The organism is Arthrobacter sp. USHLN218, assembly GCF_037144715.1.
Taxonomy (GTDB): domain Bacteria; phylum Actinomycetota; class Actinomycetes; order Actinomycetales; family Micrococcaceae; genus Crystallibacter.
In genome coordinates this window covers 25,551-43,946 of the sequence record NZ_JBBCYT010000003.1, presented here as the reverse complement: position 1 = coordinate 43,946, position 18,396 = coordinate 25,551, and the positions used below count along the sequence as shown (strand labels likewise).

The 18,396-nt window shown below is 68.0% G+C and carries 15 protein-coding genes; 5 read left to right on the top strand and 10 right to left on the bottom strand.

Annotation, left to right across the window (positions count from 1 at the left end):
- Positions 1-5: 5 nt before the first annotated feature.
- From alaS to WFH44_RS07495, 6 genes are all read right to left on the bottom strand, one after another.
- Positions 6-2,687, bottom strand: coding sequence for an alanine--tRNA ligase (gene alaS / locus WFH44_RS07520; protein ID WP_336712995.1), 2,682 nt, complete (start codon positions 2,685-2,687; stop codon positions 6-8).
- Between the two features lie 62 nt (positions 2,688-2,749).
- The gene (locus tag WFH44_RS07515; protein WP_264795550.1) at positions 2,750-2,983 is read right to left on the bottom strand and encodes a hypothetical protein; all 234 of its coding nucleotides are present in this window, start codon (positions 2,981-2,983) and stop codon (positions 2,750-2,752) included.
- A gap of 22 nt (positions 2,984-3,005) precedes the next feature.
- On the bottom strand, positions 3,006-3,383 hold the full coding sequence (locus WFH44_RS07510) for a DUF948 domain-containing protein (protein ID WP_336712994.1): 378 nt from the start codon (positions 3,381-3,383) through the stop codon (positions 3,006-3,008).
- Between the two features lie 227 nt (positions 3,384-3,610).
- Positions 3,611-4,237, bottom strand: a complete 627-nt coding sequence (gene rpsD / locus WFH44_RS07505; protein ID WP_336713638.1) for a 30S ribosomal protein S4 — start codon at positions 4,235-4,237, stop codon at positions 3,611-3,613.
- 241 nt (positions 4,238-4,478) lie between these two features.
- Entirely contained in the window at positions 4,479-5,288 is an 810-nt protein-coding gene (locus tag WFH44_RS07500; RefSeq protein ID WP_336712992.1) for a hypothetical protein, read from the bottom strand.
- Positions 5,289-5,556: 268 nt separating this feature from the next.
- A complete protein-coding gene (locus tag WFH44_RS07495; RefSeq protein WP_336712991.1) occupies positions 5,557-5,997 on the bottom strand; it encodes an SRPBCC family protein in 441 nt (146 codons plus the stop codon).
- Positions 5,998-6,079: 82 nt separating this feature from the next.
- Between WFH44_RS07495 and dtd the strand changes: the two genes are divergently transcribed.
- Positions 6,080-6,532, top strand: coding sequence for a D-aminoacyl-tRNA deacylase (gene dtd, locus WFH44_RS07490; RefSeq protein WP_336712989.1), 453 nt, complete (start codon positions 6,080-6,082; stop codon positions 6,530-6,532).
- Between the two features lie 82 nt (positions 6,533-6,614).
- Here the strand turns inward: dtd and WFH44_RS07485 are convergent, their stop codons facing one another.
- Positions 6,615-8,027, bottom strand: a complete 1,413-nt coding sequence (locus WFH44_RS07485) for a replication-associated recombination protein A (RefSeq protein WP_336712988.1) — start codon at positions 8,025-8,027, stop codon at positions 6,615-6,617.
- Positions 8,028-8,151: 124 nt separating this feature from the next.
- Positions 8,152-9,978 (bottom strand): aspartate--tRNA ligase, encoded by a 1,827-nt coding sequence (gene aspS / locus WFH44_RS07480; RefSeq protein WP_336712986.1) that lies wholly within the window; start codon positions 9,976-9,978, stop codon positions 8,152-8,154.
- Between the two features lie 200 nt (positions 9,979-10,178).
- Here aspS and WFH44_RS07475 point away from each other — a divergent pair, with 200 nt between their 5' ends.
- Positions 10,179-11,432: an APC family permease gene (locus WFH44_RS07475; protein ID WP_336712985.1), complete on the top strand. Its 1,254-nt coding sequence runs from the start codon at positions 10,179-10,181 to the stop codon at positions 11,430-11,432.
- A 36-nt stretch (positions 11,433-11,468) separates the two neighbouring features.
- On the opposite strand, the gene hisS is transcribed toward WFH44_RS07475, so the two are convergent.
- Positions 11,469-12,824, bottom strand: a complete 1,356-nt coding sequence (gene hisS, locus WFH44_RS07470) for a histidine--tRNA ligase (protein ID WP_336712984.1) — start codon at positions 12,822-12,824, stop codon at positions 11,469-11,471.
- A gap of 157 nt (positions 12,825-12,981) precedes the next feature.
- Here hisS and WFH44_RS07465 point away from each other — a divergent pair, with 157 nt between their 5' ends.
- The 3 genes from WFH44_RS07465 (at position 12,982) to WFH44_RS07455 (ending at position 16,016) form a co-directional block, all read left to right on the top strand.
- Positions 12,982-13,776 (top strand): peptidylprolyl isomerase, encoded by a 795-nt coding sequence (locus WFH44_RS07465; RefSeq protein ID WP_336712983.1) that lies wholly within the window; start codon positions 12,982-12,984, stop codon positions 13,774-13,776.
- 63 nt (positions 13,777-13,839) lie between these two features.
- Positions 13,840-15,279 (top strand): DUF349 domain-containing protein, encoded by a 1,440-nt coding sequence (locus WFH44_RS07460; protein WP_336712981.1) that lies wholly within the window; start codon positions 13,840-13,842, stop codon positions 15,277-15,279.
- A 212-nt stretch (positions 15,280-15,491) separates the two neighbouring features.
- Positions 15,492-16,016: a type IV toxin-antitoxin system AbiEi family antitoxin gene (locus tag WFH44_RS07455; RefSeq protein WP_336712980.1), complete on the top strand. Its 525-nt coding sequence runs from the start codon at positions 15,492-15,494 to the stop codon at positions 16,014-16,016.
- Here WFH44_RS07455 and WFH44_RS07450 read toward each other — a convergent pair.
- Positions 16,013-18,229 carry a RelA/SpoT family protein gene (locus WFH44_RS07450; RefSeq protein ID WP_336713637.1) on the bottom strand — a complete coding sequence of 739 codons (2,217 nt, stop codon included), beginning with the start codon at positions 18,227-18,229 and terminating at the stop codon, positions 16,013-16,015. The two genes, WFH44_RS07455 and WFH44_RS07450, sit on opposite strands and share 4 nt — an antisense overlap.
- Positions 18,230-18,396 lie beyond the last annotated feature (167 nt).

The window sequence follows — 18,396 nt, the reverse complement described above, 5'->3', positions numbered from 1 at the left end:
GCGCCTTAGCCCCGGTTGGCCACGGCCGCGACGATCGCGGCCAGCGCGTCGTCGATCTTCGAGGCGTCCTGGCCGCCGCCCTGGGCGACGTCGTCCTTGCCGCCGCCGCCGCCGCCGAGTACGCCCGCGGCGGTCTTGACGAGGGCCCCGGCCTTCACTCCGGCCTGCCGGGCGGCTTCGTTCGTGGCCACGAGGACCAGCGGGCGGCCATTCGCGACGGCGGTGAGCGCTACCGCGGCCGGGTCGCTTCCCAGCCGGGTCCGCAGGTCCAGCGCCAGCGACCGCAGGTCATCCGCACCGCCGAGGGAACCGGCGTTGTGCGCCAGCAGCCTGACGCCGGCCACATCGCGGGCCTCGTCCACGAGCTTCCCGGCGGACGCGGCGAGCTGCTCCTTGCGCAGCTTGTCCAGTTCCTTCTCGGCCGCCTTGAGCTTTGCCAGGGTGGCGGCGATGCGGTCCGGCAGCTGCGGACCGGGCACCTTGAGCATCTCGGACAGTTCCGTCACGAGCGCGCGTTCGGCGGCAAGGTGGCGGAACGCCTCCATGCCGACGAAGGCCTCGACGCGGCGGTTCCCCGAACCGACGGACTGCTCGCCGAGCAGCGTAAGGCTGCCGATCTCCGCGGTGCTGTCGACATGCGTTCCGCCGCAGAGCTCCCGCGACCAGGCGCCGTCGATCTCCACCACGCGGACGGTGTCCCCGTAGGCCTCGCCGAACAAGGCCGTGGCGCCCAGCGCCCTGGCCTCGGCCAGCGGCATGATCCTGGTGGCTACGCCGAAGTTGTTTCGGATCGCCAGGTTGGACACTTCCTCGATCTCCGACTTCGCGGCGGCGCTGATGCCCTCGCCCCAGGAGAAGTCGAACCGGAGGTAGCCGGCCTTGTTGAAGGAGCCGCGCTGGAGTGCCTCCGGCCCCAAAATCTGGTGCAGGGCCGCGTGCACGATGTGCGTGCCGGTGTGCGCCTGCTCCCCTGCCTGACGGCGCTGCTCGTCGACGGCGGCCAGCACCTTGGCGTCGGACGAAATCTCGCCTTCGCGGACCACCGCCTTGTGCACGCTGAGGCCCTTTACCGGGCGCTGCACGTCCATGACCTCGACGACGAACCCGTCACCGGTGATCAGGCCGACGTCGGCGGCCTGGCCGCCGGCCTCCGCGTAGAACGGGGTCTCGTTCAGCACGAGTTCGATTTCGTCGCCCTGGCCCGCGTAGCCCACGGTGGCCCCGCCGCTGACGATGCCGCGGACGGTGGATTCGGTGGTCAGCTCGTCATAACCGGTGAAGACGGTCTCGCCGACGGCGAGCATCTCCTTGAAGACCCGAACGTCGGCGTGGCCGGACTTCTTGGTGCGCGAGTCCGCCTGCGCACGCTGGCGCTGTTCGGCCATCAGGCTGCGGAAGCCCGCCTCGTCGACCTGCAGGCCCGCTTCCTCGGCCATTTCCAGGGTGAGGTCGATCGGGAAGCCGTAGGTGTCGTGCAGCGTGAAGGCATCCTCGCCGGACAGCGGCTTGCCGGCGGCCTTGGACTCCTTGACCGCTTCGTCCAGCCGAGCGGTGCCGGAGGCAATGGTGCGCAGGAACGCCTTCTCTTCCGCGTAGGCGATCCGGCTGATGCGTTCGAAGTCCGACTCGACGACCGGGTAGGTGCCCTTCATCGCGTCCCGGGAGACGGGCAGCAGTTCGGGGAGGACAGCCTGCTCCACCCCGAGCAGCCGCATGGCCCGCACGGCCCGCCGGATCAGGCGCCGCAGCACGTAGCCGCGTCCCTCGTTGGACGGCGTCACGCCGTCGGAAATCAGCATCAGGGCGGAGCGGACATGGTCCGCGACCACGCGAAGGCGGACATCGTCCGTATGGTGGGGATCGTCGTCGGACTCGGCGCTGGTGTATTCCTTACCGGACAGCTCGGCCGCCTTGTCGAGCACGGGGCGGACCTGGTCCGTCTCGTACATGTTCTCCACACCCTGGAGGATCATGGCCAGGCGCTCCATGCCGAGCCCGGTGTCGATGTTCTTCTTCGGCAGTTCGCCGAGGATCTCGAAGTCCTCCTTGCCGATGCCCTCGCCGCGCTGGTACTGCATGAAGACCAGGTTCCAGATTTCCACGTAGCGCGTCTCGTCGGCGACGGGGCCGCCCTCGATGCCGTACTCGGGGCCGCGGTCGTAGAAGATCTCCGAGCAGGGGCCGGCGGGGCCGGGCTGGCCGGTGGACCAGTAGTTGTCCTTCTTGCCGGACTTCTGGATGCGTTCGGCCGGCACGCCGACCTTGTCCCGCCAGATGGCCAGGGCCTCATCGTCTTCCTCGTAGACCGTTACCCAGAGTCGGTCGGCGGGGAGGCCGTAGCCGCCCTCTTCGACGGGCGTGGTGAGCAGCTCCCAGGCGAAGGGAATGGCCTGCTCCTTGAAGTAGTCGCCGAAGGAGAAGTTGCCGCACATCTGGAAGAACGTGCCGTGCCGGACGGTCTTGCCGACCTCTTCGATGTCGGCGGTGCGGATGCACTTCTGGACGCTCGTGGCGCGGTTGAACGGCGGCGTCTCGCGCGCCGTCAGGTAGGGAATGAACGGCACCATGCCGGCCACCGTGAAGAGCAGCGAGGGGTCGGGCGAGACCAGCGACGCCGAGGGCACGACGGCGTGTCCCTTTTTCTCGAAGAAGTCGAGCCAGCGGCGGACGATCTCATGGGACTTCATGGTGCCTAATTACCCTTCCGGTGGTACAAAATGCGGCGAGCGGAAAGCTGCCGGAGAAAAATCTAGCGCGTGCGGACGTCATCTGCGGAATCGATGCCGAGCGCAACGCGGAGGTCCGCTTCCCGCTCGGTCATGCCTTCACGCAGCGCGTTCGCGAAATCCGCGATGCTGTCAGCCACGCCGGCCACCGCGCGGTTGAGGCCCTCGGGGCCGATGGCCTGCTTGGCCGAGTTCAGTTTGCGCATGGCCAGGACGCCGATCGCGATGCCGGCGCCCATCCAGATAAGCCGCTTCATAGTGTGGTTCCTCCCTCAGCCGTCAGCGGCTGCGCCGGCCGCGGCCGGTGGACTTGGATCGGGCAGAGAAGGCGGTGCGCACGCCGTAGGAGAACGCCGCGACCTTGATCAGCGGGGAGCCGATGGTCGCCGCGACCAGCGAGGAGAGCGCCGAAACGTTGGCGGTCGCGTCCGAGACGTTGGACGAGATTCCGTCGACCTTCTTGAGCTGCTCGTTCGTGGTGTTGACCGTGGTGGTCACCTCGTCGATCAGCGGGGTGGTCCCGTCGCTGATGGAGCGGATAGTGACGCGGAGCTCGTCGAAGACCTTCCCCAGCTTCAAGACCGGGACGGCCAGCAGGGCCACCAGCACGGCGAACACGCCCGCGGCGATCAGACCGGCAATATCTCCACCTGACATGGAACTCCTTTGCAGTTTTGCGCGCGTCCCGCCCGGCCGTTCACGGCACTGGATTCGGCTAGCGACGTCGGTGCTTTACGTCATGGTGCATCCGCACCTCATATGTACCTTACCTACTGAACAGCCCGCGGCGCTTGCCACGGGCTGTTCAGTAGGGGTTCCGCTGCTGCGGTATCCAGTTGTCCGCCGCCGGTCCCCGTCAGACGGAGACCGGCTCCCGGCCGGGATTAGCGTGCGTAGTACTCGACGACCAGCTGCTCTTCGCAGGTGACCGGAACCTCGGCGCGCTTGGGGCGGCGGACCAGGCGGGCCTGCAGCTTCTCAAGCTGGACATCGAGGTAGGCCGGAACCGTCGGCAGAACGTCGCGGTGGGCGCCGGCTGCGGCAACCTGGAACGGCGGCATCTTTTCGGAGCGCTCGTGCACGTGCACCAGCTGGCCTTCGGAAACGCGGAAGGACGGGCGGTCCACGCGCTTGCCGTCAACCATGATGTGGCGGTGCACGACCAGCTGGCGGGCCTGGGCGATGGTGCGGGCGAAGCCGGCACGCAGGACCAGGGCGTCAAGACGCATTTCCAGCAGCTCGATCAGGTTTTCACCGGTCAGGCCGGCGGTGTTGCGGGCCTCTTCGAAGACACGGGTCATCTGTGCTTCGCGGATGCCGTACTGGGCACGCAGACGCTGCTTCTCGCGCAGGCGGACCGCGTAGTCGCTGTCCTGCTTGCGGCGGGCACGACCATGCTGGCCGGGACCGTACGGGCGGCGCTCCATGTACTTCTCGGCCTTGGGGGTCAGGGCAATTCCCAGGGACCGCGAAATGCGGACCTTGCGGCGGGCTCGTGTGTTGTTAGCCACGATGTCCTTCCAATTCATGCGGTGAAGTGATCTGCTGGCCTCCACGATCGGAGAGCGTTGGTCACCGCTGCCTTCAGCTACAACCGCCCGCAGCGCACGTCCCACCCACGTGAAAATTCATCCAGGAGATCGACGGCGCAGAAAGCGGCTTGCCAGTCAGCCAACAATCCTAGCATCAAACCGCAGCCCGTCCGGCACGCGACAACGCTGCGGCAGTTGCAGACCGCTGGATGAACACTGGCTAAGGCCGTTCCGGAGGCGGCACGGACGGAATGATGTCGCGGCTGCGAAGCAGCGAACTGATCACGGCGGAAGGGCGGCCCCGGAAGTAAAGGCCCACGACGACCGCCACCGCAATTCCCCCCAGGATGCCGCACATCATGTCCGTCACGGTGTCGACCAGGCCCGCATTCTGGGCACGGGTGCCCAGGAAACGGTCGCTGATGAATTCGGCGATTTCCCACGTGGCCGCTACGAAGCCCCCGCATGACACCACCCCCGCCACCATCAAAAACGGGGGAAGGGCCAGTTGCTTCCGCCGGCACGCCACACCAAGGGCAAACACGGTTGCCCAACCAACCAAAGCGCCTGAGAACGCGTGGACGGGCTTGTCCCACAGGGTCCAGAATGCGTAGAGCTCCATCTGGGTGCCGACGAACGGCCCCGCCAGCAGGAACACGAAATAGCAGCCATGCAACCATCTCGGGCACCGGCTATTGAATGCCAGTTCCACCGCGGAAGGAATCAATGCGGCCCCGATCAGCATGGCCGGGACACCGGCGTCGCTCCACGTCTGCGTTAGGGCGGCGACCGCCAGGAAACCAAGAAAAAATACCTCCACCAGGACGAGCATCCTCGTTGCGGGTGCATCCAGGACCGATCGGATGACCGAGCGGAAGGGCAGGGCCGGAGCGGCAGCACGACCTCCCATGCCGGTTCTGTTGCCGCTAACGGGCGTACCGACCGCCGCATGCTCCGGGTTACCGCCGGTTTGGCTCCGGCTTCCGGCAGTCTCGGCGGGGTCTTCTTCCGGAGCGGGATCGGAGTGCATTGCGTTCTCCTCCAATCGGACGCGGCCAGTGTTCGAGGAAGCTGGCCCTGCACCCCTGCACCGTACCTCCACCGGTGGCGGTACGGCCTTCTAACGAACCTGCAGCAATCACAAGAGCCGGCTGACCTCGCCTGTCACACCTTGAGTGTAACGAGGGTCATACCCGGGAGGAACGATATGCGCCATCGTTTTCGCTGGACGTCGCCTGCAGGCACCGCCGTAACCTTGCGGTTCCGCCAGTGCTGCGACGACCTTGCATCCTTGCCGCTCATTGGCGGGTCAGGTACCGGTTACGGGTTTCGATCAGCTCGCGAAGGTACCGGGCCAGGAACAGCCGTTCGGCAATCCTGCCGACCGGGCCAAGGGGTGCGGCAAATTCGATCCGGTCAATCATGACCGTTTCTTCGCCCTCGGCGAGGAACTCGTGGATATGCCGGAAGCGCCGGAATGGTCCCTTGACCTGTTCATCGACGAAATAGTCCGGGGAGACCATCTCGGTGATCCGGCTGGTCATATGCAGCGGAATCCCGAAGTGCCAGGCCCGCCATGTGACCTCCTCGCCTAGGGAGATCAGCCCCGTTGTTACGCCACGGACGGCTTTCTCCCTGGACTTCGCCATCGAACCGACATGGGCGTCGATGCTGAGGGAGCGGTCAAAGAGATCGGCTTTGCTGATTCCCGATCGGGTGATGCATTCGAAAGACGCCACCGACAAAGTATGGCAGCGGCGGCGTCGGCTGCGGATACGCCGACGTTCCGGCCACGAAAGGAGGCGGCATTACGCTGGAGGAATGCGAGCCATACTCCAGCGGGTCAGCCGCGCCAGCGTCAGCGTCGAAGGAAAGATTGTCGGAGCCATCGACGAACCCGGCCTGCTGGTGCTGGCCGGCGCTACCCACACCGACAGCGAGGCCGAGGCGGCATTGCTCGCGCAAAAGATCTGGAACCTGCGCATCCTGGAGGGCGAAAGATCCTGCTCCGATGTCTCGGCTCCGTTGTTGGTGGTCAGTCAATTCACCCTCTACGCCGACACCCGGCGCGGCCGGCGCCCGTCCTGGTCGGCGGCCGCACCGGGCGAGATCAGCGAGCCGCTCATCGACAGCCTCGTCGCCGCGCTCCGGGAACTGGGTGCGCACGTGGAGACCGGAGTCTTCGGCGCGATGATGGAGGTCGAACTGGTCAACTCCGGCCCGTTCACGATCAGCCTGGACACCGAGGATTTCGCGAAGCCACGCCGGGGCTGAGCGGTTGCCCGCCGGCAGCGGCGGCATGCCCAATCGGGCGTCGGCGTGATGGAGGCGGGCCAGGGGCGCCCTGGCACGGGGCCTATTTTCCGCGGATGATCTTGCGCAGGCGGTCCAGCCGCGCCGAGATCTCGCGTTCCGCCCCGTTGCCGTTCGGCTGGTAGTAGTCGCGGCCCACGAGGTCGTCCGGCGGGTACTGCTGCCGCGCGATGGCGTGCGGCTCGTCGTGCGAGTAGACGTACCCCTTGCCGTGGCCCAACTGCTTGGCTCCGGGATAGTGGGAATCGCGCAGGTGCGTCGGGACCCCCTGTCCCCGGCCGGCCCGTACGTCCGCGACCGCCGCGTTGATGCCGTTGTAGGCAGCGTTGGATTTCGGCGCGGTGGCGATGTGGACCACGGCCTCAGCCAGCACGAGGCGCCCCTCCGGCATGCCGATCAGCTGCACCGCCTGGGCCGCCGCCACCGCCGTCTGCAGCGCCGTCGGATCCGCCATGCCCACGTCCTCCGCCGCGGAGATGATGATTCTGCGTGCCACGAACCGGGGGTCCTCCCCCGCCTCCAGCATCCGCGCCAGATAGTGCAGGGAGGCGTCGACGTCGGAGCCGCGCATGGATTTGATGAAGGCGCTGGTGACGTCGTAGTGCTGGTCCCCCGCCCGGTCGTAGCGCAGCGCGGCCCGGTCGACCGCCTGCTCGGCGTGCTCCAGCTCCACCAGGACCGGCTCGGCGGTATCCGGCGATCCAGCCTCGCTCCATGCGACGCCTGCGGCCGCCTCCAGCGCCGTCAGTCCTCGACGGGCGTCCCCGGCGGCCAGGCGCACCAGATGCTCCAGCGCCTCGGGTGCCAGCTCCACGGTGCCCGCGAGACCGCGTTCGTCCTCGACCGCGCGCAGCAGCAGGGCCTCGATGTCCCCGGCGGTCAGCGGCTTCAGGGTCAGCAGCAGGGAGCGCGAGAGCAACGGGGAAACCACGGAAAAGGACGGGTTCTCGGTGGTGGCGGCGATCAGGACCACCCAGCGGTTTTCCACGCCGGGCAGCAAGGCATCCTGCTGGGCCTTGTTGAAACGGTGGATCTCGTCCAAGAACAGCACTGTGGTGGTCGAGTGGAGGTCGCGGGCGGTCAGCGCGTCGTCCATGACGCGCCGGACATCCTTGACGCCGGCCGTGATCGCCGAGAGCTCCACGAACTTGCGTCCCGGGCCCCGGGCGATGACGTGCGCAAGCGTCGTTTTGCCCGTTCCGGGTGGCCCCCACAGCATGACCGAGGACGGACCGGCGGGCCCGCCGCCGCTGCCTCCCGCGGCCAGCATTCGTAGCGGCGAACCCGGCTGCAGCAGGTGCTGCTGGCCCACCACCTCGTCCAGGCTGCGCGGCCGCATCCGGACCGCCAGCGGACTGCGGGGGCGCCCGGATCCGGCACCAGCGCTCGCAAAGTCGCCGGCATCGCCGTCGTACTCATCCTCATCGCCCGCGGCGGAACTGAACAAATCACTCACCCCTCAAGGCTATTACGTTGGCGCGCCTCAGCCGGGACGCTGCTCCCCGGGGCCGGCGCTCCAAGACGCGGAAAGGGAGGCAAGCCGATTGGCTCACCTCCCTTTCGCTACGCGCCGGGACGGCCTAGTTCGCGGCCTTGTCCTCCGCCGCCTTGCCTTCAGCGGCCTTGCCTTCAGCGGCCTTGGCCTCCTTGGGCTGCGGCTTGAAGTCCACGCCGGCCTCCTTGCGCTGCTGCTGCGTGATCGGCGCCGGAGCAGCGGTCAGCGGGTCGAAGCCGCCGCCGGTCTTCGGGAACGCGATCACTTCGCGGATGGACTCCTCGCCGGCGAGCAGGGCGACCACGCGGTCCCAGCCGAAGGCGATGCCGCCGTGCGGTGGGGCGCCGTACTTGAAGCCCTCGAGCAGGAAGCCGAACTTCGTCTGGGCCGACTCCTTGTCCAGCCCCATGACCTTGAAGACCCGCTCCTGGACATCCCGCTGGTGGATACGGATGGAGCCGCCGCCGATCTCGTTGCCGTTGCAGACGATGTCATACGCGAAGGAGAGCGCGGACTCGGGATCCTTGTCGAAGCTGTCCATGAACTCGGGCCTCGGCGAGGTGAACGCGTGGTGCACGGCGGTCCACTTGCCGCCGCCCACGGCCACGTCGCCGGAGGCCACTGCGGCCTCGGCCGGCTCGAACATCGGGGCGTCGACGACCCACAGGAACGACCACTCGCCGTCCTTGATCAGGCCGGTGCGGTGGCCGATTTCCACGCGTGCCGCGCCGAGCAGCGCACGCGACGGCGCACGCTCGCCGGCGGCGAAGAAGACGCAGTCGCCCGGCTTCGCGCCAACGGTGCCGGCCAGGTTTTCGCGCTCGAAGTCGGTGAGGTTCTTGGCCACCGGGCCCGTCAGCTCGCCGGACTCCTGGACCAGCACGTACGCCAGCCCCTTCGCGCCGCGCTGCTTGGCCCACTCCTGCCAGGCATCCAGCGTCCGGCGCGCCTGCGATGCGCCGCCGGGCATCACGACGGCGCCGACGTACGGAGCCTGGAACACGCGGAAGGTGGTGTCCTTGAAGAATTCCGTCAGCTCGGTCAGCTCCAGGCCGAATCGCAGGTCCGGCTTGTCCGTGCCGTACTTGTCCATCGCCTCTGCGTAGGTCATCCGCCGGATCGGCGTGGGGATTTCGACGTCGATCAGCCGCCACAGCGCCTGCACGATCCGCTCGCCGAGGCCGATGATGTCGTCCTGCTCCACGAAGCTGGCCTCGATGTCCAGCTGGGTGAACTCCGGCTGCCGGTCGGCGCGGAAATCCTCGTCCCGGTAGCAGCGGGCGATCTGGTAGTACTTCTCGAAGCCGCCGACCTGCAGCAGTTGCTTGAAGAGCTGCGGCGACTGCGGCAGCGCGTACCAGGAACCTGGCGCCAGGCGGGCCGGGACCAGGAAGTCGCGGGCGCCTTCCGGGGTGGAACGGGTCAGGGTCGGCGTCTCGATCTCGACGAAGCCGTCCTCGTGCAGCAGCTGCCGCGCGACGCGGTTGGCCTCCGAGCGCAGCCGCAGGGCCGCGGCGGGGCCGGGGCGGCGGAGGTCGAGGTAGCGGTGCTTCAGGCGGGCTTCCTCGCCCACCTCCACATGCTCGTCGATCTGGAACGGCAGCGGTTCGGAGGAGCTGAGTACGACGACGTCCTCGGCGATCACTTCGATCTCACCGGTGGCGAGGGCCGGGTTTTCGTTGCCCTCCGGGCGCTTCTCCACGCTGCCCTTGATCTGCAGCACGTATTCGTTGCGCAGCCCGTGGAAGACATCCTCTTCCCGGACCACGACCTGGGCGACGCCGGAGGCATCACGAAGGTCGAGGAATGCCACACCGCCGTGGTCGCGCCGCCGGGCCACCCAACCGGCGAGGGTGACGGTCTGTCCGATGTGCTCGGCCCTCAACGAGCCGAGTTCATGTGTGCGCAGCACAGCATTCCTTTCAGTTGCCTCACTTCCTGGGCCGGCTGCGGGACTCCGCGCCGGCGGCAAGTGATTAGAGTAGTTCTCGAGATGAGTCGTGAACGAGTTTACCGTTGATCGGCCCGCTGTCCGGACAGCAGCCGGACCAGCCTCGGGGCAGCAGCACCGGCTGGGCACGATCCGGAAGTATCGATGGGCGGAAGAATCCTGTGAGCAGTGAATCGGCATTGGAACGCAGACTCGGCGGCTTCGACACCGCCACCGTGGGCGTCGGCTCCATGGTCGGCGCCGGGGTCTTCGTGGTCTTTTCCCCCGCCGCCGGCGCGGCCGGCAGCTGGCTGCTGCTGTCGCTGGCGGCCGCCGCCGTCGTCGCCTACTGCAATGCCATGGCCTCCGCGCAGCTGGCCGCCATCCACCCCACCAGCGGCGGCACCTACATCTACGGGCGCCGGCAGCTGGGTGAATGGCCCGGCTTCCTGGCCGGCTGGGGGTACATCACGGGCAAGACGTCCTCATGCGCGGCCATGGCGCTGGCCTTCGGCCTCTACGCTTTTCCGGCCTATGCCACGGCAGCTGCGGTAGCCGCCGTCGTGCTCCTGACCGGCATCAACCTGATGGGCATCACGCGCACCGCCTGGATGACGCGCTGGTTCGTCTCCATCGTGGTGGCGGTCCTGGTGTTCCTCGTGGTGGTCGCCTTCGATGCCCCGCCCATCGGGGGAACGACGGCGGCAGTCGAGACGAGTCCCTACGGCGTCCTCCAGGCGGCGGGACTATTCTTCTTCGCGTTCGCCGGCTATGCGCGGATCGCCACCATGGGCGAGGAAATCCGGGAGCCGGCCAAGCTGATCCCCCGCGCCATCATGGGCGCCCTCGCCTTCACGCTGGTGCTGTACGTGGCCCTGGGCCTGGCGCTGCTGGACTTCATGGGCGCCGGCCTGCTCGCCGCGACCCCGGCCCCGCTGCTGGCGGTCGGCGAAGCGGTCGGCGGCGGAGTAGGCACCGCCGCCGTCACCATTGCCGCCACGCTCGGCTGCCTCGGCGCCCTGCTGGCCCTGATCGCCGGCGTCAGCCGGACGATGTTCGCGATGGCGCGGGAGGGGGACCTGCCCCGCGGCCTGGCCACGGTCTGGCAGCGGTTCAAGGTTCCCTTCCTCGCGGACCTGACCGTCGCCGTCGTCGTGATCTTCCTGCTCCTGACGCAGGACGTGCTCGCCGTGGTCGGCTTCTCCAGCTTCGGCGTGCTGATCTACTACGCCGTGACGAACGCCTCCGCCCTGACGCTCGAGAACCGGCCCTGGTACGCACCGAAGGCGCTGAACATCCTCGGCCTGGCCGGCTGCCTGCTGCTGGCCTTCACCCTGCCGCTGGCCTCGGTGCTGACGATGGCGGGCGTGCTCGCGGTGGGGCTGCTCGGGCGGGCGGTGCTCAAGCCGGGCGGCCGCGCCCGGAACCACTCCTGAGCCCCGCCCGCAGAACGGCCGGGGCCGGTCCCGGCGTCAGTCCCGCGGGCCCGCGGCCAGGATCTGCGGCTGCAGGTCCTCGGCCGGCGGCGTCCACAGCGCCGGGTCGGCAGGCACCTGCTCGCCGGAGCGGATGTCCTTGACTTCGTGGACCGGTGCGCCGCCGTCGTCCGTGGTGAACCAGACGAACGGGATGCCGCGCCGGTCCGCGTACTTGATCTGCTTGCCGAATTTCTCCGCCTTGGCCGCAACTTCCACGCTGATGCCGCGGCTGCGCAGCTGGGCGGCGACGTCCTGGGCCTGGGACCAGCTGTCGTCGTTCGCCAGGGTGACCAGTACCGCGGTCGGGACCTGGCGCGAGGCGGTGGCGAACTCCTGGGCCAGGATCCGCATCACGAGGCGCGTGACACCGATGGACAGGCCGACCCCGGGGAATTTCCGGTTCCCCTTGGAGGCGAGGGCATCGTAGCGGCCGCCGGAGCAGATGGAGCCAAGCTGCTCGTGGCCCACCAGGACGGTCTCGTAGACAGTGCCGGTGTAGTAGTCCAGGCCGCGGGCGATGCTCAGGTCCGCCAGCACCCGTCCGGGGGCCCGGCGCGATGCCTCGGCGATAACCTGCTCCAGCTCGTCCAGGCCGGTGTCGAGCAACTCGTTGCTGACGCCCAGCGCGCGGACCTGCTCCACGAACGAGGTGTCCTCGGTCCGGATGGAGGCCAGCTTGAGTGCCGCCTCGGCCTGCTCCAAGGTGGCGCCCAGCTCTTCCTGCAGCAGGGCGGAGACCTTCTCGGGACCGATCTTTTCCAGCTTATCGATGCTGCGCAGGACACCGGCCGTGTCGTCGAGGCCGATCCCGCGGTAGAAGCCCTCGGCCAGCTTGCGGTTGTTGACCCGCAGCCGGAATTCGGGGATCGGCAGGGCGCCCAGCGCCTCGACGATGACCAGCGCCAGTTCGACGTCGTAACGGAAGGGCAGCTCGCCGTCGCCGACGACGTCGATATCCGCCTGGGTGAACTCGCGCGCACGGCCCTCCTGCGGCCGCTCCCCGCGCCACACCTTCTGGATCTGGTAGCGGCGGAAGGGGAACGCCAGGTGGCCGGCGTTCTCGACCACGTAGCGCGCGAACGGCACGGTCAGGTCGAAGTGCAGCGCGAGCTTGTCCTGGTCCGGGGCGCCCGGATCTTCATCGGCCTGCAGCCGGTGCAGCCCGTAGACCTCCTTGTCGATCTCGCCCTTGCGCAGCAGCTGGCCGATGGTCTCCACCGCCCGGGTTTCGATGGACGAGAACCCGTGCAGCTCGAAGGTGCGCCGCAGGCTGTCCAGCACATGCAGCTCCACAAGCCTCTCCTGCGGAAGCCATTCCGGAAAACCTGACAGGGAGGCTTTGCGTGCCATGCGTGGATATCTCCTGGTTGCTCGTGGGAAGGCCGCCGACGCGCCATGGTTGGTCGGCCGTGCCGTTCGATGAATGCCTAAACTGGCTGCCGGACCATTTTACGGCACCGGCGCGCGGCCCCGACCAGGCCGGGCGCACGCCGGAAGGAGGAGCACGGTGGCTGCCAAACGCGAGAACCGCGACATGAGGCGCAGGGTCGCCCAGATGGAGGCCAAGCGCGCCCTGCGGCAGGACCAGCTGCGGCGGCGCAAGCGGGACAATATCATCGGCGCGTCCGCCATCGCGGTGGCCGTGGTTGCGGGCGTCTTGGTCCAGCTGACCGTGTTCAACAGCAACCCGACCCCTGCCGAGATCGAAAAAGTGCGCAGCGGCATCGAAGAGAGCATCCCCTCTGGCCAGGCCTCCCCGCAGGCGACGAATGCGGCCCATATCCCCTCCCCCGACCTCGCCGCCGGGCGGGTGCTCTCCGGCACCCTCTCCACCAACCAGGGCGACATCACCGTGGAGCTGGACGGCAAGGCGGCCCCGCAGGCGGTCTCGGTCTTCAAGTCCCTGGCCGACGAAGGATTCTTCAAGGGCAAGAACTGCCACCGGCTGACTACGGCCCCGAGCATGGGCGTCCTGCAGTGCGGCTCGGCCGACGGCAAGGGCGGCGGCGATCCCGAATTCCAGTGGGGCCCGGTGGAGAATTCCCCGGCGGACGGCTCGTACCCGGCCGGCACCATCGCCGTCGCGCGCGGACAAAGCACCTTCAGCAACGGTACGCAGTTCTTCATTGCCTACAAGGACAGCACTATCACGCAGGATACCGGCGGCTACACCATTATGGGTAAGGTATCCGGAGGGCTCGACGTAGTCCGAAGGATCGCAGAAGGTGGTGTCACGGAAACCGGCAGTCAGGACGGAACGCCTAAGATAGCCGTAACGATCGACGCATTGACCCTGGATTGACCCTGCGAAGTACCCGGTGCGGCCGTGCGAGCCCACCACCGAACCAATGAAAGAGTTTTAGCGGTGACAGATAGTCAGAAATCCGACGACACGGCCCAGACCCCCGCAACCGAAGCCGAGAGCCGCCCGACTCCGGGCAGCATCAAGCCTTCGATGATGGCGCGGCCGAACCCTTCCGCGCTGGCCACCAAGACCGCGCCGTCCGGCTCGCCCGCGCCCGTTGCGCCGGCTCCCGCCGTCCACTCCACTCCCCTGTCGGAGGCCGCGAAGTGGGGCCGCGTTGCCGAGGACGGCCACGTCTTCCTCATCCTCGACGGCGAGGAGCACCCGGTAGGACAGTACCCGGATGCATCGGCGGAGGAAGCGCTGGCGTACTTCGTGCGCAAGTACGACGACGTCGCGGCGCAGACCGCGCTGTTGGAGCAGCGCGTGGAGGCCAAGGCTCCGTCGACGGACATGCACAAGACGCTCGAGCATCTCCGGGCCCAGGTGGCCGAGCGGCACATGGTCGGCGATGTGCCGGCGCTGGAAGCCCGCATGAACAGCCTGGATGAGGCCATCACCGGCCTGCAGCGCGCGGAGAAGGAGGCCCACGAGGCCCAGCGCTCCGCGGAGCTGGCCGCCCGGGAGGCCATCGTGGCGGAGGCCGAAGCCATCGCCGCCAAGGACCCGGCATCGGTGCAGTGGAAGACCAGCAGCGCCCGGATGAACGAGCTCTTCGAGAACTGGAAGGCCGCGCAGAAGAACGGGGTCCGCCTGGGCCGCTCCACCGAAGACTCGCTGTGGAAGCGGTTCCGCTCCGCCCGCACGGTCTTCGACCGGCACCGCCGCGCCTACTTCAGCCAGCTGGACAGCGACAACGCCGCGGCCAAGGCTGCGAAGGAAGACCTCATTGCGCAGGCAGAGGCGCTCTCCGACTCCACCGACTGGGGTGCAACCGCCGGCGAATACCGGCGGCTGATGGACCAGTGGAAGGCTTCGAAGCGCGCAAGCCGCAAGGACGACGACGCCCTGTGGGCCCGCTTCCGCGCGGCGCAGGACAAGTTCTTCGCGGCCCGCCAGGAAGCCAACCAGGCGATCGACAAGGAGTACGAGGGCAACCTCGCCGCGAAGGAAGCGCTGGTCGCGGAGGCACAGGCCCTGCTGCCCATCGAGGACCTCGCCGCGGCGCGGAAGGGGCTGCAGTCCATCCGCGACCGCTGGGAGGAGATCGGCAAGGTTCCGCGCGGCGACATGCACCGGATCGAGGGCGGCCTGCGCAAGGTCGAAGACGCGCTCAAGGCGGCAGAGGACGAGCAATGGCGGCGCAGCAATCCGGAGACCAAGGCCCGGACCAACAGCGCCCTGAGCCAGCTTGAATCGGCGATCGCGGGCCTGGAGGAAGACCTTGCCAAGGCGGAAGCAGACGGGAACCAGCGGAAGATCGACGAGGCGCGGGAAGCGCTGGAGGCGCGCAAGCAGTGGCTGGATACGCTGCAGAAGTCGGCCCAGGACTTCTCCTAACGCACCGCACCTACACACGCCCAGGGGGCGGAACCGGATGTCCACACATCGGTTCCGCCCCCCTGATCCATTTCCGCTTGGTTTGGCAGGCTTACCGTATGCCTTCTTCGCGGTCATCGCCTGCAGCTTCCCCGGCCAGTGCCGCCGGATCTCCACCGGGCCCGCGGCTCCTGCTGCCCGGACACCCTTTCAGCGGCAACGAACTGCGGGCGATGGAGCTGGACGGACTCCTGGTCAGTGTGCTGGAGGCCGGCTATATCGGCTCGACGGAGGCCGTCACCCCGGCCCACCGCGCCCTGGCGGCGGCTGCCGTGCTGCCGGCGGGGTTCCGGCGGAAGGTCGTGCTGGGCCGGCTGACGGCGGCCTGGGTCTACGGCTGCGCGCCTCCGGAGGCCAAGGTGACCGTCCTCCTGGACCACCGGTACCGTGCCACGTCGCAGGGACGCTGCCGTGCCGTGCGCATCCACGAGGTCTCGCTGGGATCCGCCGACACGGTCGGCATGGCCGGCGTGCCGGTTACGTCTCCGCTCCGCACGGCCCTGGACATAGCCGTGCATGCACCGGACGAGGATGCGGTTCCCGCCCTGCTGGCGCTGTCCTCGGTTCCCGCGCTGAAGTGCCCGCTCGGCTATATCCGCCAGACCCTGCAGCTGCGTCCGCGCATGCCGGGCAAGGCGAGGGCGCTGGAACGGGTCAACAGCGCACTGGCGCGGCGCGGCAGCGAAGGAACGCCCTAGATCCGGCGGCGGGAATCCGTGGTCCGGTAGACATCGAAAACCCCGTCGATCCGCCGTACCGCGCTGAGCACGTGGCTCAGGTACTTCGGGTCGCCCATTTCGAAGGAGAACCGGGACACGGCCAGCCGGTCGCTCGAAGTATGCACCGTGGCGGAGAGGATGTTCACGTGGTTCTCGGCGAGGACCCGGGTGACGTCGGAAAGCAGGCTCTTGCGGTCGAGCGCCTCGACCTGGATCTCCACCAGGAAGACGCTGGCCTTGGTCGGCGCCCACTCCACCGGGACCATCCGCCCGGGCTGCTCCCGGAGGTCTTCGACGTTCCGGCAGTCGGAGCGGTGCACCGAAACCCCGGAGCCCCGGGTCACGAAGCCAATGATCGGGTCCGGCGGGACCGGTGTGCAGCACCGGGCCAGTTTGACCCAGACGTCGCCGACACCGACGACGGTAACGCCGGAATCCGAGGTCTTCGGCCGCTTGGGGGCGACGGAGATGGGCGCTTCCATCTCCTCGGCCGCCTCCTGGCCGCCCAGCAGCGCGACCAGGTGCTCGATGACGTTCTGCGCCGAGCTGTGGCCGTCACCGACTGCGGCATACAGCGCGGAGATGTCCTGATGGTGCATCTCCTGGGCAACGGCCAGCAGCGCATCGTGCGTCATCATCCGCTGCAGGGGCAGGTTCTGCTTGCGCATCGCGCGGGTGAGCAGGTCCTTGCCCTTCTCGATGGCCTCTTCCCGGCGTTCCTTCGTGAACCACTGCCGGATCTTGTTGCGTGCGCGCGGACTCTTGACGAAGCCCTGCCAGTCCTGGCTCGGTCCCGCGCCCTCGGCCTTCGAGGTGAAGATCTCCACCCAGTCGCCATGGTTGAGTTCGCTGTTCAGCGGGACCAGCTTGCCGTTCACCCGGGCACCGATCGTGCGGTGCCCCACCTCGGTGTGGACGGCATAGGCAAAGTCCACCGGCGTGGATCCGGCCGGCAGCGCCATCACCTCGCCCTTCGGGGTGAAGACGAAGACCTCGCGCGCGTTGATCTCGAACCGCAGCGAATCCAGGAACTCCGCCGGGTCGGACGTCTCCTGCTGCCAGTCCACGAGGCTGCGGAGCCAGCCCATGTCACCGCCGTCCGCGGCCGTGCCGGACTTCGCGGCGTCCTTGTACTTCCAGTGCGCAGCGACGCCGTACTCGGCCCGCCGGTGCATCTCGTAGGTGCGGATCTGGATCTCCACCGGCTTGCCGCCCGGGCCGATCACCGTCGTGTGGAGCGACTGGTACATGTTGAACTTGGGCATCGCGATGTAGTCCTTGAAACGCCCGGGCAGGGGGTTCCAGCGCGCATGCAGGGCGCCGAGCGCGGCATAACAGTCCCGGACGCTGTCCACCAGGACCCGGATGCCCATCAGGTCGTGGATGTCGTCGAAGTCTTTGCCGCGGACGATCATCTTCTGGTAGATCGAGTAGTAATGCTTGGGGCGGCCCGTGATGGTGGCCTTGATCTTGACCCCGCGCAGATCATCACCGATCTTGGTGCGCAGCATCGTCAGGTACTTCTCGCGCTCCGGGGTCCGGTCCCCCACCATGCGCACGATTTCCTCGTACACTTTCGGGTGCAGCGCGGCGAAGGAAAGGTCTTCCAGCTCCCACTTGATCGTGTTCATGCCCAGCCGGTGGGCAAGCGGGGCGAAGATTTCCAGCGTTTCGCGCGCCTTCTTCGCCGAGGACTCCGGCGACACGAAGCGCCAGGTCCGCGCATTATGCAGCCGGTCCGCCAGCTTGATCACCAGGACGCGGATGTCCTTGGCCATCGCGACGACCATCTTGCGCACGGTCTCCGACTGCGCGGCGTCGCCGAACTGCACCTTGTCCAGCTTCGTGACGCCGTCCACGAGCATGGCTACTTCGGGACCGAACTCACTGCGCAGCTGATCCAGGGTGTACTCGGTGTCCTCCACCGTGTCGTGCAGCAGCGCCGCGGCGAGCGTAGTGCCGGTCATCCCGAGCTCCGCCAGGATCGTCGCCACCGCTACAGGGTGCGTGATGTAGGGATCCCCGCTCTTGCGCTTCTGGCCGCGATGGCTGCGCTCCGCCACGACGAAGGCCCGGTGGATCAGGTCGAAGTCTTCACGCGGGTTGTTGGCCCGGACGGTGCGCAGCAAGGGCTCGAGAATCGGCGAGTATCCGGCCGACCCCCGCCCGGTCAGCCGCGCCAGCCGCGACATGGTCCGCTCCCGCCGCCCGGGGAAGGCCGGACGGGACGACGCCTCCTGGGCCGCGGATGCCGGGGCCTCGGTGGGCACGGCAACGGGTCCGGGTCCGGGCTTCGCAACAGCACCCGGTGCCCGGTTTGATGCGCCACCGTTGTCTACCAAGTGCTAAACCTCCTGCC

Bases quoted from the DNA above. Each gene is read 5' to 3' on its own strand.
- alaS (WP_336712995.1), bottom strand. From the start codon at position 2,687: ATGAAGTCCCATGAGATCGTCCGCCGCTGGCTCGACTTCTTCGAGAAA.
- WFH44_RS07515 (WP_264795550.1), bottom strand. From the start codon at position 2,983: ATGAAGCGGCTTATCTGGATGGGCGCCGGCATCGCGATCGGCGTCCTG.
- WFH44_RS07510 (WP_336712994.1), bottom strand. From the start codon at position 3,383: ATGTCAGGTGGAGATATTGCCGGTCTGATCGCCGCGGGCGTGTTCGCC.
- WFH44_RS07500 (WP_336712992.1), bottom strand. From the start codon at position 5,288: ATGCACTCCGATCCCGCTCCGGAAGAAGACCCCGCCGAGACTGCCGGA.
- dtd (WP_336712989.1), top strand. From the start codon at position 6,080: ATGCGAGCCATACTCCAGCGGGTCAGCCGCGCCAGCGTCAGCGTCGAA.
- hisS (WP_336712984.1), bottom strand. From the start codon at position 12,824: ATGGCACGCAAAGCCTCCCTGTCAGGTTTTCCGGAATGGCTTCCGCAG.
- WFH44_RS07455 (WP_336712980.1), top strand. From the start codon at position 15,492: ATGGAGCTGGACGGACTCCTGGTCAGTGTGCTGGAGGCCGGCTATATC.
- WFH44_RS07450 (WP_336713637.1), bottom strand. From the start codon at position 18,229: ATGTCGCGGCTGGCGCGGCTGACCGGGCGGGGGTCGGCCGGATACTCG.